Annotated in this window: 11 protein-coding genes; 9 read left to right on the top strand and 2 right to left on the bottom strand. The window is 63.4% G+C overall.

Features of this window, described 5'->3' with window-relative positions:
• Positions 1-15: 15 nt before the first annotated feature.
• From C7G61_RS43795 to C7G61_RS44500, 4 genes are all read left to right on the top strand, one after another.
• On the top strand, positions 16-2,547 hold the full coding sequence (locus C7G61_RS43795; RefSeq protein ID WP_145963561.1) for an autotransporter outer membrane beta-barrel domain-containing protein: 2,532 nt from the start codon (positions 16-18) through the stop codon (positions 2,545-2,547).
• Positions 2,548-2,753: 206 nt separating this feature from the next.
• Positions 2,754-3,920 carry a helix-turn-helix transcriptional regulator gene (locus C7G61_RS45855; protein ID WP_244608144.1) on the top strand — a complete coding sequence of 389 codons (1,167 nt, stop codon included), beginning with the start codon at positions 2,754-2,756 and terminating at the stop codon, positions 3,918-3,920.
• 163 nt (positions 3,921-4,083) lie between these two features.
• Positions 4,084-5,343, top strand: a complete 1,260-nt coding sequence (locus tag C7G61_RS06180) for a multidrug effflux MFS transporter (RefSeq protein WP_244608143.1) — start codon at positions 4,084-4,086, stop codon at positions 5,341-5,343.
• Between the two features lie 103 nt (positions 5,344-5,446).
• Positions 5,447-5,611 carry a hypothetical protein gene (locus C7G61_RS44500; protein ID WP_190241685.1) on the top strand — a complete coding sequence of 55 codons (165 nt, stop codon included), beginning with the start codon at positions 5,447-5,449 and terminating at the stop codon, positions 5,609-5,611.
• A 67-nt stretch (positions 5,612-5,678) separates the two neighbouring features.
• On the opposite strand, the gene C7G61_RS06175 is transcribed toward C7G61_RS44500, so the two are convergent.
• Together C7G61_RS06175 and C7G61_RS06170 are read right to left on the bottom strand one after the other, a co-directional pair.
• The gene (locus C7G61_RS06175) at positions 5,679-6,104 is read right to left on the bottom strand and encodes a universal stress protein (RefSeq protein ID WP_108513201.1); all 426 of its coding nucleotides are present in this window, start codon (positions 6,102-6,104) and stop codon (positions 5,679-5,681) included.
• 159 nt (positions 6,105-6,263) lie between these two features.
• Positions 6,264-6,818, bottom strand: a complete 555-nt coding sequence (locus C7G61_RS06170) for a SixA phosphatase family protein (RefSeq protein ID WP_108513200.1) — start codon at positions 6,816-6,818, stop codon at positions 6,264-6,266.
• Between the two features lie 94 nt (positions 6,819-6,912).
• Here C7G61_RS06170 and C7G61_RS06165 point away from each other — a divergent pair, with 94 nt between their 5' ends.
• The 5 genes from C7G61_RS06165 to C7G61_RS06145 all read left to right on the top strand — a co-directional run bounded on the left by C7G61_RS06165 (position 6,913) and on the right by C7G61_RS06145 (position 14,435).
• Entirely contained in the window at positions 6,913-8,400 is a 1,488-nt protein-coding gene (locus tag C7G61_RS06165) for an NAD(P)/FAD-dependent oxidoreductase (RefSeq protein WP_108513199.1), read from the top strand.
• 63 nt (positions 8,401-8,463) lie between these two features.
• Positions 8,464-8,964 carry a peptide-methionine (R)-S-oxide reductase MsrB gene (gene msrB, locus C7G61_RS06160; RefSeq protein WP_108513198.1) on the top strand — a complete coding sequence of 167 codons (501 nt, stop codon included), beginning with the start codon at positions 8,464-8,466 and terminating at the stop codon, positions 8,962-8,964.
• 189 nt (positions 8,965-9,153) lie between these two features.
• A complete protein-coding gene (locus C7G61_RS06155) occupies positions 9,154-10,998 on the top strand; it encodes a flagellar hook-basal body complex protein (protein ID WP_108513197.1) in 1,845 nt (614 codons plus the stop codon).
• A gap of 53 nt (positions 10,999-11,051) precedes the next feature.
• Positions 11,052-12,908 (top strand): flagellar hook-associated protein FlgK, encoded by a 1,857-nt coding sequence (gene flgK, locus C7G61_RS06150; protein WP_108513196.1) that lies wholly within the window; start codon positions 11,052-11,054, stop codon positions 12,906-12,908.
• Between the two features lie 39 nt (positions 12,909-12,947).
• On the top strand, positions 12,948-14,435 hold the full coding sequence (locus C7G61_RS06145; RefSeq protein WP_108513195.1) for a flagellin N-terminal helical domain-containing protein: 1,488 nt from the start codon (positions 12,948-12,950) through the stop codon (positions 14,433-14,435).
• Positions 14,436-15,124 lie beyond the last annotated feature (689 nt).

The following is a 15,124-nucleotide window of genomic DNA, read 5'->3' as shown; positions in this document are numbered from 1 at the left end:
GAGCGAGGAATAAAAATGAATACCGGAATCGAGCGGATGCTTCAGCGTGTGGCCGCGCGACTGCAGTTTACCCGCCGCCACTTTTCGCGAGGTCATGCGCTTGCATTGCTGATCGTGCCACTTGCAATGCTCGATCGAGCCCAGGCCGCATGCACGCCGGCATCGCCGGTCGACAATACGATTGTCGAATGTACCGGCGCGACGACCGATCAAAACGGCGCCAACGGCTACGGCTCAGGCGGCGACGCCACCCCGAGCGATAGTGGCAACACCTACAATATCGTCTCCGGAGCCTCGCTAACAGGAACGAGAATTGGGTTGCTGTTCGACAAGGCACTCATCATCAACAATTTTGGAGCCATAACGGGCGGATCCGTTGACGGCGTTCGAGGCACAGCAGGCGTCGTGAACAACTTTGGGGCTATTTCCGGGGGGAATTCCGGCATCGATATATTTGGGACCGGGATTGTGAACAACTTTGGAAGCATCACCGGCGTGAACGACGGGGTTAGCGTTCAGAATGGCGAGGTTGTCAACATGAGCACCGGCACCATTACCGGCGGACAATTCGGAGTGGTACTTCGTGACGTTACCAAACTGTCCAATGCGGGCACGATTTCGGGAGAGCGCGGCATCGATATTCGTAATCTTAACGGCAACAGTAGCGTCAGCATCTCCAACACCGGTGCTGGCAGCATTGTCGGAGCCATAAGCGGCATCGAAAGCCTCAGACAATTGGATCTGTTCAACTCCGGCTCCATTTCGGCCACGGATGTCGGCGGAGTTGCAGTCAAATCCACCACGGCCAACGTGACCAACGTCATTATCGGCACCATCGCGGGTGGATTTGCTGCCATCGACGTCACCACCGTTGCGAATGTGGCGAATGCCGGCACTATCTCGGGCGGGAGTTTTGGCATCGTCAGCTTCGGTCCTCCCTTTGGCGGCAACATCAACGTGACGAGCAACACCGGTACCATCACAGGTTCACTCCTGGCGGTTGGTACCGCCGGTTCGGTGACCGTGAACAATGCTGGCGGGATTCTAGCGGGCGTGAACGGCATCGGCATCGAGGGCGATACCGTCACTGTGAGCAATGCGCGCCTCGGTACCATCTCCGGTGGACGGTTCGGTGTCGTCGCTGACACCGCCAAGATAGACAACGCCGGCACCATCTCCGGCAATGTCGGCATCCTCGCCGGGAACCCGGCCAGTGGCAGCACGATCGACAATTCCGGCACCATTGTGGGCACCGGCGGCACAGCGATCAAGCTGACCTCCGCCGCCGACACGCTGACGTTGCGGAACGGCTCGCGCATCACAGGCGTGGTCGACATGGGTTTTGGCAACGACGTCGTCAACGTTGCAGTCATCGCGCCCAACACCAGAGTGTCGACGCTGACGTCAGTGGCGCTGCCGACCTTCATCAATTTCACCGGCGTCCTCAACGCCAGCTTCTCGGGAGGCAATAACAGCAATCCGGCGGTTACGTCCGGGGCCACGCTCGCCACGCTCGATCCGACCGCGCTGGCACTCGCCGATCGTGCGCTGATGGATTTCACCGGCGGTGTGTCGTCGCTGGTGCAGGGCCGTCTCAATGGCCTGCCGCCCTCGGCGAACGGATCGATGATGGCGATGGCTTACGCGCCCGTCAGCGGCAATGCCGGCGGTTTCCTCAAGGCTCCCAGCGCTTCGGGCTGGAGCAATGCTGCACCGATCACGGTGTGGGCCAATAGCTTCGGCGGTCAGCGCACCCAGGACGAGACCGCCGCTACCTTGCGCGCCACCAACACCGCCTGGAGCAGCGCCCTCGGCATCGACCGCAAGATACGGCCGGACTGGCTGGTCGGCGCCTTCATCGGCGGCGGCTCGGGACGGCTGTCGGTCGATCTCGGCTCGCAGCGTGTCGATACCGATTACCTGTTCGGTGGCGCCTACAGCCGCTTTGAATGGGCAGCGCAGTTCTTCGATTTCACGGTGCAGGGCGGCAGGTCTTCCAACAAGTCGAACCGGCTGGTGCTGAGCAACGGTGCTGCTGAGACGGCGAGTGCGAAACATGACGGCTGGTTCATCAGTCCGGAACTCGCTTACGGTCTGCGCTATCAGATCGGCAACGGCTATGTGCTGACGCCGACGGCACGCGTGCGCTACATCGCGGGCTTCTTCGATAGCTATTCCGAGGCAGGTTCGGCCCAGGGACTGACGGTCGGCAGCCGCACGCTGCAGAATTTCGAGGAGCGCGGCCAGCTCGAAGTGTCGAAGACGACGAGCTTCTTCGGCGGCGACCACTCCCTGAAGACCAGCGTCCATGGCGGCGTGATCGCGCAGCAGCGCGTCGGCGATACCACCGTCAACACGGTGGTGATCGGGCAGGGGCTTTCCTTCGCGGCTCCGGGCAAAGGCAGCACGGTGGGCGCGGTGTTCGGCGCCGGCTTTGACTATTACACGGCCAGGAATGTCGCGTTGTTCGGTGCGGTCGAAGGCATTGCAATGTCCGACCAGAGCCGCGTCGGGACCGCCAGAGGCGGCATTCGTGTGGCCTTCTAATAGGCGCAGGGCACTTCGCATCGGCAAGGCGCGATCCTGATGATGCGCCGCGGCACCGCGATTGCCCGAACAGCCATCCTCCAATCGGAGGATGGCCGCTATTCCCGGCGACCGGATCAACATAATTTGAGGGCGACGATATGCCCGGATCATCGCAAGAACGCGAAGGCGCATCATGGAGCGCATGCGCCGGGAACCGTTTCGGGATGAATACAGTGTCAGATCTGCGATCGCTCTCCGAAGGCGCTTTCGGCAATCAGCAACTGCTCAGCGACCTGATTGGCATCCTATACGATACCGCCATCGATCCATCGCTTTGGCAGCGCACCCTCGAAAGGGTCGCCCTTTTTGTCGGCGGCTCCGGCGCCGGACTTTTCTGCAAGGACGTCGGAGTGCCGCACGCCGCGATACCGCACAGCATTGGCTTCCAGCGGCCGTTGCCCGTTGCCCTCTTTCGACAGATCTATTCGGCCGCAGAAGGGCACTTTCTCGGCGACCTCGAAGTGCCGATTGCCACCACCGACCTGATGTCTTTCGCAGACTATGCTCAGACCGACTTTTATCGACAATGGGCCGCGCCTCAGGGCCTGGTTGATTTCCTGAGCGCGGTCCTCGACAGGACGGTGATCAGCTCAGCCATCTTCGGAGTGTTCCGCCACAAGCGAAACGGCATGGTCGATGACCAGGCACGTCGGCAAATGAGGCTGATCGCTCCGCATATCAGGCGCGCCGTGCTGATCGGCAGAATGTTCGAGTTCAAGGCCGCGGAAGTCGCGACTTTCGTCGATACGTTCGACGGGCTTGGTGCGGGCATGTATCTCGTCGATGCGGCCGGACGTTTGATTCACGCCAATGCCGCCGGCAATGCGATTCTTGGCACGAGCGATATTTTGAGTTCGGCGGGCGGTCGGCTGGTCGCCAGCGACGCGCAAGTCGACCGGGCGTTGCGAGAGGTCTTTGCGGCCGCAGGGCAGGGCGACGCGGCTCTCGGCATCAAGGGGATAGCTGTCCCTCTGATCGGAAAGGACGGCGAGCGCTACGTCGCTCACGCGCTGCCGCTGACGTCGGGAGCGCGCCGCCGCGCCGGTGTTGTCTATACGGCCGCGGCGGCCTTGTTCGTTCGCAGGGCGGCCTTGGCAGTGTCTTCCGCGCCTGAAGCCATCGGCAGTACCTTTAGGCTGACGCCGACCGAGCTTCGCGTGTTGCTCGCGATCGTCGAGGTTGGCGGCATTCCGGAAGTCGCCACTGCATTCGGTGTTGCCGACACGACGATCAGAACCCACGTCAGCCGCCTGTTCGAAAAGACAGGTACCGCGCGTCAGGCCGATCTCGTCAAGCTCGTGGCAGGGTATGCGACACCGCTAGCTGACTGAGCGCGATCGGGCTCGTCACGCTACGCAGCCTCTTGAGCCAACGCCGCACGCTGACGAGCCAACGCCTCCTCCACTGTTCGTAGGACGACACCCAAAAGACAATTGTTCAGGATGACAGGCGTCCGGCCGGAAGAGCCGTGGCAGTGCAGGCGATCGACATCCGATGTTCCTGCGTTTTGGCCAGCAAGCACGGGACACGCAAGCCATGAGCATTGAAGTCGTTCTGAGCAGGGCGCCCGCCACAAAACCCAGGCAGCGAACGGCCATAGCCTGCAGAGTGGTAATTTGCGCGTTCGCCGCCACAGGAATCCTGGCAACGAATATCTTTCTACCCTCGCTGCCGGCGATCGCGGCCGACCTGCGCGTATCCAGCGCGGCGGTCACGTCGACCATCACGGTTTTTCTGGCGATTTTTGCAGTGGGACAATTGATTGTCGGCCCGGTGTCGGACCGGTTGGGGCGGCAAATGCCCATCCTGATCGGGCTCTGTATCTTCGTGCTCGGAACGATATGGTGCACATTCGCGGGCGATCTGTTGGGCTTGCTGATTGGCCGGTCGATACAAGCTTCCGGCGCATGTACCATGGCCGTTCTCTCGCGCGCCATCGCCCGGGACCTGTTCGACGGCCAGGCGCTGGCAAAGGTAATGGCGTCGATCACGATCGCAACCGCAGCCGCTCCGGGGTTCTCGCCGCTCGTCGGCAGTGCGCTTGATCATCTTTTCGGTTGGCGCTCAGAGTTTGTCTTTGTCGCCGTTTTCGCCATCTGCGCCGGGGCGGCGTATGTGACATTCGTCGGCGAAACCAAGGTTGCTTCTGACAGTTCCCCGCATCAGCGCAGTGTTACCAGTTCCTATCTGGGTCTGATTCGAGACGCGCGGTTCGTTGCACCTGCCAGGACCGCAAGTTTCCTGATGGCCGGCTTGTTCGCGGTTTTCTCAGGCGCGCCACGTGTCCTTCTCGAAGGCTTCGGCTTGTCGCCCGTCACGCTCGGTTTGCTGTTTGCAGGCGTTGTTTTCGTGGTGTTTGGAGCAGCGATGCTGGCGCCAAGACTGTCGGCGCGGTTCGGTCTCCATCATGCGACCCTGATTGGCCTGGGATCGGCCGTTGTCGGAGGTGTCGCGCTGCTTCTCGCGGTCATGGTCGCGAGGAACTCGCTACTGCCATTTCTCGTCACCGCTTCAATCTTCCTGTTCGGTTTGGGAATCGTGAGCCCGCTGTCGAGTGCGGCCGCGCTATCGCCATTCGGCGACAAGGCGGGCGCCGCCGCAGCCTTGTTTGGCTTCTCGCAAATGGCCGGGGCGGCGTGCGGCGCATCGCTCGCGGCGGTCCTGGCCAGTGACCCCGCCATCGGACTTGGAACGGTGCTGGCGCTGACGTCGCTCCTTGCGCTGGTCCTGCATGGGAAGGGGCGGTCAGGGTAATTGCCCGTCAATTTTTTCGCGGTCACCGCACCCTTGCATGACTTCGTTCATCCTCTTTCTCACCATCAGGCGCCGGACATCCTGTCGATGGACCCCAAAAACCATGCATGACCGGCTCATCGGGCTGCGTGGCACGATGGCGCGCGTCTTCATCGTAACCCTGATAGCCGCCTTCGCCCTGGCATTCGGGTTTGCCCTGGTCGCGTTCGACGCCGCAGTGAGAGACGTCGGTTCGGGTCTGGCCAGGATCGCCACGATCGGAAATTAGAGCAGGCCCGTTCTACTTTGCATGGGGTTGTTTTGCGATTTTTTGTCCGGGCCCCTGCGCTGGCAGCCTAGTGCCGCACCACCAGCACCGAGCACCTCGCATAGCGCACGACGTGACCGGCGTTGGAGCCCAGGAAATAGGTCCGCATCGCCGGCCGGTGCGAGGTCATCACGATCAGGTCGGCCTTGATCGCCGCGGCCTCTTCGAGGATCTCGTGATAGATGCCGCCCTGCCGCACTGCGGTAGAAATGCGCGACGCCGGGATGCCGGATTCCTTCGCCACGATGGCGAGCGCTTCTTCCGAGGTGGCGCGCTGCTGGGCATCGAAATCGGCCGGCACATATTCCGCCAGCATCACCGGCGTCATCGGCAATACGTTGAGCAGGCGCACCGTGCCGTTCCAGGTCTGCGACAGCGTCGCGGCGGTCGCGATTGCGGGCTTGGCCAGATCAGTATCGGCCAGGTCGATCGGCACGAGAATCGACTTGAACATCTGCGCCTCCTGCCTTGCGCCCGTTCGGTCCTGACTTATCAGGATCAGGCTCCAGCCATTTGTTTTGACGTGTTTTCTTTTACGCGAACTTGTTCTTAATTCGCTCGAAAACCGTGTCGTGAACAGCTTAGCATGGCGGCGCAGGGATGTCCGCCTGCCTCAATCGTCCAGCGCCTGCTTCAGCAATTTCGGGCTGGTGAAGCGCACGAGTTTGCCGCGGCGGAACGCCACTTCGCTCCAGTCGCCGACCGCAAAATCCAGGATGGCAAGGCCAGCGGTTGGCAGATTATGTTCGAGTGATTTCTTCGCCTCCGCGTCGCCGCTGCCGGCGAGCATCAGCGCCAGCTCATGCATGCCGGGATTGTGGCCGATCAGCATCAAGCACGCGGGATCGGTGACCTCGGCCATGCGGATGATCCGCAGCAGCTGCGCCGGCTCGGCGCCGTAGAGTTCGTCGAGCAGTTCGACCTGTGGCTGCGGAAGCCGTTCCCGCACTGCATCCTTCATCGCATCGCGCGCGATCTCCCAAGTCTGCCGCGCCCGCACCGCGGTCGAAACCAGGACGGCGTCGGGGAGCGGCGGATGCCGGCCGATCCAGGTTCCGATGGCGGCGGCATCCAGCCGGCCGCGCTCGTCGAGACGGCGGTCCTGGTCATGGCCCGAAGGCGCGTCGTGTTCGGTCTTGGCGTGACGCAGCAGCATCAAACGGCGCATGATCGCGATCTCGATTCGGTCTTAGTCTGGACTAATCTACAAGCTCATGTCCGCGACAAGGTGACAAGCGCAGCAGCGGTCCGTAAGAAACGCCATGCCCGAGACTTTCACAAGTGCGACCAACGGCCCCGAGGACGACGCGCGTTTTCGCTCGCGTCTGTCATTCGACCTGGATGTTGACATTTGCGTGGTCGGAGCCGGACTTGCCGGCCTCACGGCGGCGCTGGAGGCCGCGCGCCTCGGGGCCAGCGTGGCCGTGCTCGAAGGCCGGCATGTCGGCTGGAACGCGTCCGGCCATCAGCTCGGCACGGTCATGCCGGGCTACAGCCTTCCGATCGGCGACCTGATCGAGCGCGTCGGCCTCGATGACGCGCGCGAGCTGTGGGCGATGTCGAAGGAGGGTGCCGAGTACGTTCGTGCCGCCGCCACCGAGGAGGCGATGCCGGGAATTGCACTGACCGAGGGCGCGCTGGAGGTCTCCACCGTCGACGCCGGCGAAACGCTGATCAGCCGGCTCCAGACGCTGAGCGAGGATTTCGAGACCGAGGTCGAGGGATGGCAGGTCGATCGCGTCCGCGATCAGCTCGGGACCGCACGCTATTTCCACGGCGTCTACTATCCGCGCGCATTCCAGGTCGACGGCCGCAAATACATCCACGGCCTTGCCGCGCAGGCGAGGCGGGCGGGCGCGCGCATCTTCGAGGACACGCCGGTCGTCAGCATCGATTCGTCAGGGATTCGCAAACGCATCGTGACGCCGTCGGCGCGGCTGCGCGCATCGCACATCGTGCTGGCCGGCAACGTTCATCTCGGCGCCCCATTGCGCCGCCTGTCGGAGACGCTGCTGCCGGTCTGGCGCTATGCCGCGGTCACGGAGCCGCTCGGCGAGCGGTTGGGCGAGGTGATCGCCTTCAAGGGGTCGGTGGCCGACAGTGACGGCATCGATCATTTCCGCATCGTCGACGGCGACCGGCTGATGTGGGCGAGCCCGGAAACCACCTGGGAGGCGCGGCCGCGCCGCTTTGGACCCGTTATTCAGCGCCGCATTGCCACTATCTTTCCAGGGCTCGGCAAGGTCGCAATATCAGACGTGTTCGGCGGCGCGGTCGGGGTGACCGTGCACGGCATGCCGCAGATCGGCCAGCTGCGCAAAGGGCTGTGGGTCGCCAGCGGCTTCGGCCGCCATGGGCTGAATACCTCGGCGATGGCGGGGCAGGTCATCGCGCGCAGCATCCTGTGGGGCGAGGAACGCTGGAAACTGTTCTCGCCGTTCGAGCTGGTCTGGGCGGGCGGCGCCACCGGCCGCGCCGCCGGCCATCTGATCGGCCTGTGGGGGCGGGGCCATTCCGCCGCGGCGGGCGCGCTGGCCCGTTACCGCGAAGGCGCCCGCGCCCGGGAACGCGCGCGCGAGGCGCGATTGGCGGAGGCCAACCGGCAGGCCGGAACCAGGCCGCCGCGCGGTCCGCCGGCTGCGCCGCGCCCGGTGCGTCCCCAGCCTCCGCGACCGCTAGCAGCGCAGGACGGCGGGATATCAGCGGCTTCCTCGCAGGAAAGTGAGAAAATCCGGGACGGTTCCGTGTAACGTCGGCGCCTGTGCGCCGTACTTGATGGCGAACCGTTACGCCCGCCTCGCACGGAGATTTCCATGATCGAACGCCGTATCCTGCTCGCATCCCTGGCCGGCCTGTTTGGCTTCGCCGCTTTCCGCTGGCTGCGCACCACGCCGGCGCAAGCCGCCGAGAAATTCGAGGTGGAAAAGACCGACGCCGAATGGCGCGCACAGCTCACGCCGCAGCAGTATGAAATCCTGCGCAAGCACGGCACCGAGCGGCCGGGTTCGAGCCCGCTCCTGAAGGAAAAACGCAAGGGCATCTTTGCCTGCGCCGGTTGTGATCTGCCGCTGTTCTCCTCGGACACCAAATACGATAGCGGCACCGGCTGGCCAAGCTTCTGGAAGCCGCTCGACAATGCCCTTGGCGAAACCAAGGACACGACGTTCGGGATGACGCGCACGGAAGTCCACTGCCGCCGCTGCGGCGGACACATGGGTCACGTCTTCGACGACGGACCGAAACCGACCGGTTTGCGCTATTGCATCGACGGGTTTGGGCTGGTGTTTCACCCGGCCGGCCCTTCGGCTTCGTAACGAGCGCTGCCCGGCAATTGTTGCCCGCCCGGCAAATGTGCCCCGGTCTTTGGACCGGGGCTTTTTTGTTAAGGCATTGGTTTGTAATGATTTTGTAGTTTGGCACAACGCTTGCGACATCTTCTCCCGACGCGGCCTGGGTTCTTTTGACACCGGCGAGCCGCCCGGATCGAATTAGGAGAAAATGTCATGGGTATCTTCGGCGCTCTTACGACCTCGGTTGCGGGCCTGCGCGCGCAGTCCTATGCGCTGGAAAACATCTCCGGCAACATCGCCAACTCGCAGACCACCGCCTTCAAGCGGATCGACACCAGCTTCCTCGATCTGATCCCGGACACCGGCGTCAACAATCAGCTCGCCGGCAGCGTCACCACCGCATCGCGTGAGACCAACACCGTGCAGGGCGACGTGCAGGCCGCGTCGGTCTCCACCTACATGGCGATCAACGGCAACGGCTTCTTCGTGGTGCAGAAGCCCGGCAGCTTCAGCGACAACCAGCCGATATTTTCGGGCGTCGACAATTACACCCGCCGCGGCGACTTTGCGCTCGACAAGAACGGCTACCTGGTCAACGGCGCGGGCTATTATGTCGAAGGCGTTCCGATCGATCCGGCGACCGGCAACATGACCGGCAGCGTGCCGCAGGTGCTGAAATTCGCCAACGACTTCCTGCCGGCGGTGCCGACATCGGTGGTGAGCTATCGCGCCAACCTGGCGAGCTATCCGCTGACCACCAGGCACGACAATTCGATTCCGGGGTCGGAACTGCTGCAGCCGGCGGATTTCGCGTCCGGCAATCCGCGCACGCTCGGCACGCCTGCCACGCCTTATGGCGACGCAACGATCGCGGGCGCCGCCAGGAACAACAAGCTGACGACGCCGACACCCATCACGACATCAACGCTGTTGGCCGGAGGCACCAATACGAATTCGCTCACCACGAACTTCGCCGCCGGCAATACCATCACCGTGAACGGAACAACCATCCAGTTCTACGACTCGGCTGCCGGCGGCAGCGCAGGCGCGCCGCCGAATCTTTATCTCGATCTCGCGACAGCCACCGTCGGCAACCTGCTCTCGACCATCGACGGCATCACCGGTGCGTCATCGACGGTTCCGCCAACGCCGTCCACGATCAACGGCAGCGGTGCGATCACGCTGCATAGCGGCATTGCCGCCAACCTCGCGATCACTACCACCAATAACACGGCATTTGGGGCCCTCGGCCTGACCGCGCCCGTGAACGTGCCGCGCACCGGCGGCGGCACTGCCGGCACCGGACGGGTGCTCGGCAGCGATCTCCAGGCCTTCATCAACGAATCCGTCAGCGGCGGAGCGGTGACGGCCTACGACATCTCCGGCTCGCCGGTCAGCCTGCAACTGCGCTGGGCCAAGGTCGACAGTTCGTCGCTCGGCGCCGGCCACACCGATACCTGGAACATGTTCTACCAGGTCAACTCCAGCGCCACCGGCACCGACCTCGCCTGGCAGAACGTCAATACCGACTTCACCTTCTCGCCGAACGGCCAGATGACGCCGGCGATCGCCGGCATCACCCTGACGGCGCCGACCATCGGCGGCGTGCCGCTCGGCAATATCTCGATCAACTTCGGCGCCGGCGGCGTGACCCAGTTCGCCGATGCCAACGGCAACGTGAAGGTCAACCAGATCCAGCAGGACGGCTTTCCGGCCGGATCGCTGCAGACCGTGTCGATCGGCCAGAACGGCCGGGTGGTCGGCAACTATTCCAACGGCCGCAACATCGACCTTGCGCAGATCTCGGTCGCAACCTTCAACGGCACCAATTTCCTCAAACGCATCGACGGCGGCGCGTTCGAGGCGACGGACCAGTCCGGCCAGGCGCTGTACGGCAGCGGCGGGACGATCGTCGGCTCGTCGCTGGAAAACTCCAACACCGACATCGCCGACGAGTTCACCAAGCTGATCGTCACCCAGCAGGCCTATTCGGCCAACACGAAGGTGATCACCACATCCAACTCGATGGTTCAGGATCTGCTGAACGTGCTGCGATAGGTCGCGCACATGGACGGTATGATCCGGCAGGGAATTGAAACGAGCAGTTTGTCATGAGTCTCAGTCAAGCCCTCTCAATTGCCATGTCGGGATTGCGCGCCAACCAGCTCGCACTGTCGCTGACGTCGTCGAACGTCGCCAATTCCGACACGCCGGGCTACATCCGCAAGACCGTCAACCAGATCCAGACGTCCTCCGGTTCGATCGGCGCCGGCGTCAGCGTCACCGGCGTCAATCGCGAACTCGACCTGTATCTGCAGCAGCAGATCCGCACCGAGCAGTCCGGCGCGTCGTACGCCGACCTGCGCTCCTCGATTCTGAGTAGCCTGCAGTCGATCTATGGCACTCCCGGCGGCACCGGAACGCTGGAAACCGCGTTCAACAAACTGGTCACCGCGGTGCAGGGGCTATCGACCAGCTCGGACAGCCAGTCGGCACGGATCGGCGTGCTCAATGCCGCGCAGTCGCTGTCGCAGCAGCTCAACAGCATGTCGGGCGGCATCCAGTCGCTGCGCAGCCAGGCGGAATCCGGGCTCAATTCGGCGGTCAACACCGCCAATACGGCGATGCAGCAGATCGTCAATCTCAACGCCCAGCTTGCCAGCGGCGACACCACCGATGCTGCGGCCGCAGCCCTGAGGGACCAGCGCGACCAGTATGTCGATCAGTTGTCGCAACTGATGGACATTCGCGTCATCGACAACGGCAACAATCAGATCCAGGTCTTTACCAATTCCGGCGTGCAACTGGTCGGTGCCGAGGCCTCGACGCTGTCGTTCAATCCGCAAGGCACGGTGACACCGAACACCCAGTGGGACGCCGATCCGACCAAGAGCAACCTCGGCACCCTCACGCTCCACTTCCCGAACGGTGGTTCGCTCAACCTGATTCAGACCAATTCGATCCGCTCCGGCACCATCGCCGGCTATCTCGAGCTGCGCGACAAAACGCTGGTGCAGGCGCAAACCCAGCTTGACCAGTTTGCCGCCAACATGTCGAGCCTGCTGTCCGACAAGACCACGGCGGGAACTGCGGTGAGTTCGGGGGCGTTGAACGGCTTCGATCTCGATCTGTCCGGCCTGCAGAACGGCAATGTAATCCATCTCACCTATACGGATACCAGCAACGTCCAGCATCAGCTGTCGCTGGTGCGGGTCAACGATCCGTCGGTGCTGCCCTTGTCCAACAACGCCACCACCGATCCCAACGATCAGGTGATCGGTATCGATTTCTCCGCCGGCATGGCTTCGGTGACAAGCCAGCTCAACGCGGCGCTCGGCTCAGCCGGCCTGCAGTTCTCCAACACCGGCTCGACGCTGCGGGTGCTCGACAACGGCTTCGGAACCGCGACCGTGAATGCCGCCTCCGTGACGTCGACCACATCGTCGCTGCTGGGCGGCAGCGGCGAGGTGCCGTTGTTTACCGACGGCAACAGCCTTTATACCGGCGCGATCACCGCGGCAGGCCAGCAGTCGGTGGGGCTCGCGGCGCGCATCCGGGTGAACAGCCAGATCGTCGGTGATCCGGCGAAGCTGGTGCAGTACAACGCGACGACGCCGTCCGGCGACACCACGCGACCGGATTTCCTTTACCAGCAGCTCACCGCCGGCAAGTCGCTGTATTCGCCGTCGACCGGCTTCGGTACTTCGACGTTACCGTTCCAGGCGACGCTGTCGAATTTTTCGCAGCAGATCGCCAGCGCCCAGGGCCAGGCGGCGGACACCGCCAAGCAGATCGCTGACGGTCAGGACGTGGTGCTGAGCACGCTGCAGGAGAAGTTCAACAGCGAGTCCGGCGTCAACATCGACGAAGAGATGGCGCATTTGCTGTCGCTGCAGAATGCATATGCGGCGAACGCGCGGGTGATGTCGACCGTCAAGCAGATGTTCGACGCGTTGATGCAGGTCTAGCGTTATGCGTTTGGCGCGACGGTTTTGGAGTAGGTCATCATGACGGTTAGCGGTGTAGGCACCAAGACATCGATTCTGGCATCGCGAATCCTGGACTTGCAAAGCCAGTTCGACAGTCTGCAGACCCAGCTTGCCACCGGCAAGAAATCGAACACCTATGCCGGCATGGGCGTCAACCGCGGCTTTGCCGTCGCGCTGCGCGCGCAGATCAGCAGCATCGACGCGTTCGCAGATACGATGACCAACGTCACCACGCGCATCAACGTCGCCAACGCGGCACTGACGCGGATTATCGCGATCGGAACCACGGTGCAGGGCGCGGCGGTGACGTCCTCGACGCAGATCACCAGCAACGGCCAGACCATTGCCCAGGGCACGGCGCGCAGTTCGCTCGACGAGATGCTGAGCCTGCTGAACAGCCAGTCGGGCGATCGCTATCTGTTTTCCGGACGCGCCACCGACACGCCGGCGACGGCGGCGACCGACGACGTTCTCAACGGCGTCGGCGCGCAGGCGGGGCTGAAGCAGCTGATCGCGGAACGCAAGCAGGCCGATGTCGGCTCCGGCACCGGCCGGCTGACACAGGCAACGCCGACGGCGACGTCGATTTCATTGACCGAGGATACAGGTCCGTTTGGCCTGAAGCTCGCCTCGATCACCTCGTCGGCCGCAAGCGTCGCGATCACCGGGCCGACCGGCTCGCCGGCCACCGGGTCGTTCGATGTCGGCGCGACCAACCTGAACACCGGCGACACCATCACGCTGGCGTTCAATCTACCGGACGGCACCTCGGAAAACGTGCAGTTGACCGCGACCACCACGACGCCGCCGCAGGCCGGGCAGTTCCTGATCGGCGCCAACTCGACCGCGACCGCCGCCAACATCAACGCCGCGTTGACCACCGCCGTCGGCAGCCTCGCCAACGGCGCCCTGGTCGCAGCGTCCGCGCTGAAGGCGTCCAGCGAATTCTTCAGCGGCAGCCCGGTGCCGCGCGTCGGCGGTCCGCCGTTCGCCACCGCGACGACGCAGGTGCCCGGCACGGCTGCGAATACGCTCTCCTGGTATACTGGTGAAACCGGCACCGACCCCGCGCGCGGCACCGCGGTGGCACGCGTCGACGGCGGCATCACCGTGCAATATGGCGCCCGCGCCAACGAGCAGGCGCTGACGGCGCAATTGCAGACCATTGCCGCCATGGCCGCCATGACCACCACGACCGGCGACCCGAACGCCAGCGCACAGATCGGCGCGCTCTACCAGCGGGTGGCGACAAAACTTCTGACGCAGACCGGCCAGCAGAGCGTGCAGGATATCGCGGCGGATTTCGCCGGCGCGCAGGCGGCGATGAAGTCGGCAGGCGATCGCCAGACCCAGACCAGGAACACCGCGGAGACCATGCTGCAATCGATCGAAGGCGTTACCGACGCGGAGGTCACGGCGAAACTCCTCGCCGTGCAGAACAGCCTCAACGCGTCGTACCAGACGACGGCGATGCTGTATCAGACCACGCTGCTGAAATACATCTAGGGCGCGCTGCGCGGTTTAAATTCGTACAAACTCTCAGCGTCGTCCCTGCGAACGCAGGGACCCATAGCCACCGGCAGCAATTGTTTTGCGCGCTGGTCATTAACTTGTCTTTTCCGACAATGATGGCTGCGGCGTATGGGTTCCTGCGTTCGCAGGAACGACGGGTGAGAGACCGCTCGCCCGTCATCACCGGGCGGTGACCGGCAATCCAGCAAACTCTCAGCGTCGTCCCTGCGAACGCAGGGACCCATAGCCACCGGCAGCAATTGTTTTGCGCGCTGGTCATTAACTTGTCTTTTCCGACAATGATGGCTGCGGCGTATGGGTTCCTGCGTTCGCAGGAACGACGGGTGAGAGACCGCTCGCCCGTCATCACCGGGCGGTGACCGGCAATCCAGCAAACTCTCAGCGTCGTCCCTGCGAACGCAGGGACCCATAGCCACCGGCAGCAATTGTTTTGCGCGCTGGTCGTCAACTTGTCTTTTCCGACGACGATGGCTGCGGCGTATGGGATCCTGCGTTCGCAGGAACGACGGTGAAAGAGCGTTCGCCCGTCATCACCGGGCGGTGACCGGCAATCCAGCAAACTCTCAGCGTCGTCCCTGCGAACGGAGGGACCCATAGCCACCGGCAGCAATTGTTTTGCGCGCTGGTCGTTGACTTGTCTTTTCCGACGACGATGGCTGCGG

This window comes from Bradyrhizobium algeriense, assembly GCF_003062295.1.
GTDB classification, from domain to species: Bacteria; Pseudomonadota; Alphaproteobacteria; order Rhizobiales; family Xanthobacteraceae; genus Bradyrhizobium; species Bradyrhizobium algeriense.
Note: the sequence above shows the minus strand (reverse complement) of the source record. Positions and strands in the feature narration are given on the sequence as shown.

Coding starts and splice junctions, on each gene's coding strand:
- C7G61_RS06175 (WP_108513201.1), bottom strand. CDS start 6,104: ATGTTCAAGTCGATTCTCGTGCCGATCGACCTGGCCGATACTGATCTG.
- C7G61_RS43795 (WP_145963561.1), top strand. CDS start 16: ATGAATACCGGAATCGAGCGGATGCTTCAGCGTGTGGCCGCGCGACTG.
- msrB (WP_108513198.1), top strand. CDS start 8,464: ATGATCGAACGCCGTATCCTGCTCGCATCCCTGGCCGGCCTGTTTGGC.
- C7G61_RS06165 (WP_108513199.1), top strand. CDS start 6,913: ATGCCCGAGACTTTCACAAGTGCGACCAACGGCCCCGAGGACGACGCG.
- C7G61_RS44500 (WP_190241685.1), top strand. CDS start 5,447: ATGCATGACCGGCTCATCGGGCTGCGTGGCACGATGGCGCGCGTCTTC.
- flgK (WP_108513196.1), top strand. CDS start 11,052: ATGAGTCTCAGTCAAGCCCTCTCAATTGCCATGTCGGGATTGCGCGCC.
- C7G61_RS06170 (WP_108513200.1), bottom strand. CDS start 6,818: ATGCGCCGTTTGATGCTGCTGCGTCACGCCAAGACCGAACACGACGCG.
- C7G61_RS06180 (WP_244608143.1), top strand. CDS start 4,084: ATGTTCCTGCGTTTTGGCCAGCAAGCACGGGACACGCAAGCCATGAGC.
- C7G61_RS45855 (WP_244608144.1), top strand. CDS start 2,754: ATGAATACAGTGTCAGATCTGCGATCGCTCTCCGAAGGCGCTTTCGGC.
- C7G61_RS06145 (WP_108513195.1), top strand. CDS start 12,948: ATGACGGTTAGCGGTGTAGGCACCAAGACATCGATTCTGGCATCGCGA.
- C7G61_RS06155 (WP_108513197.1), top strand. CDS start 9,154: ATGGGTATCTTCGGCGCTCTTACGACCTCGGTTGCGGGCCTGCGCGCG.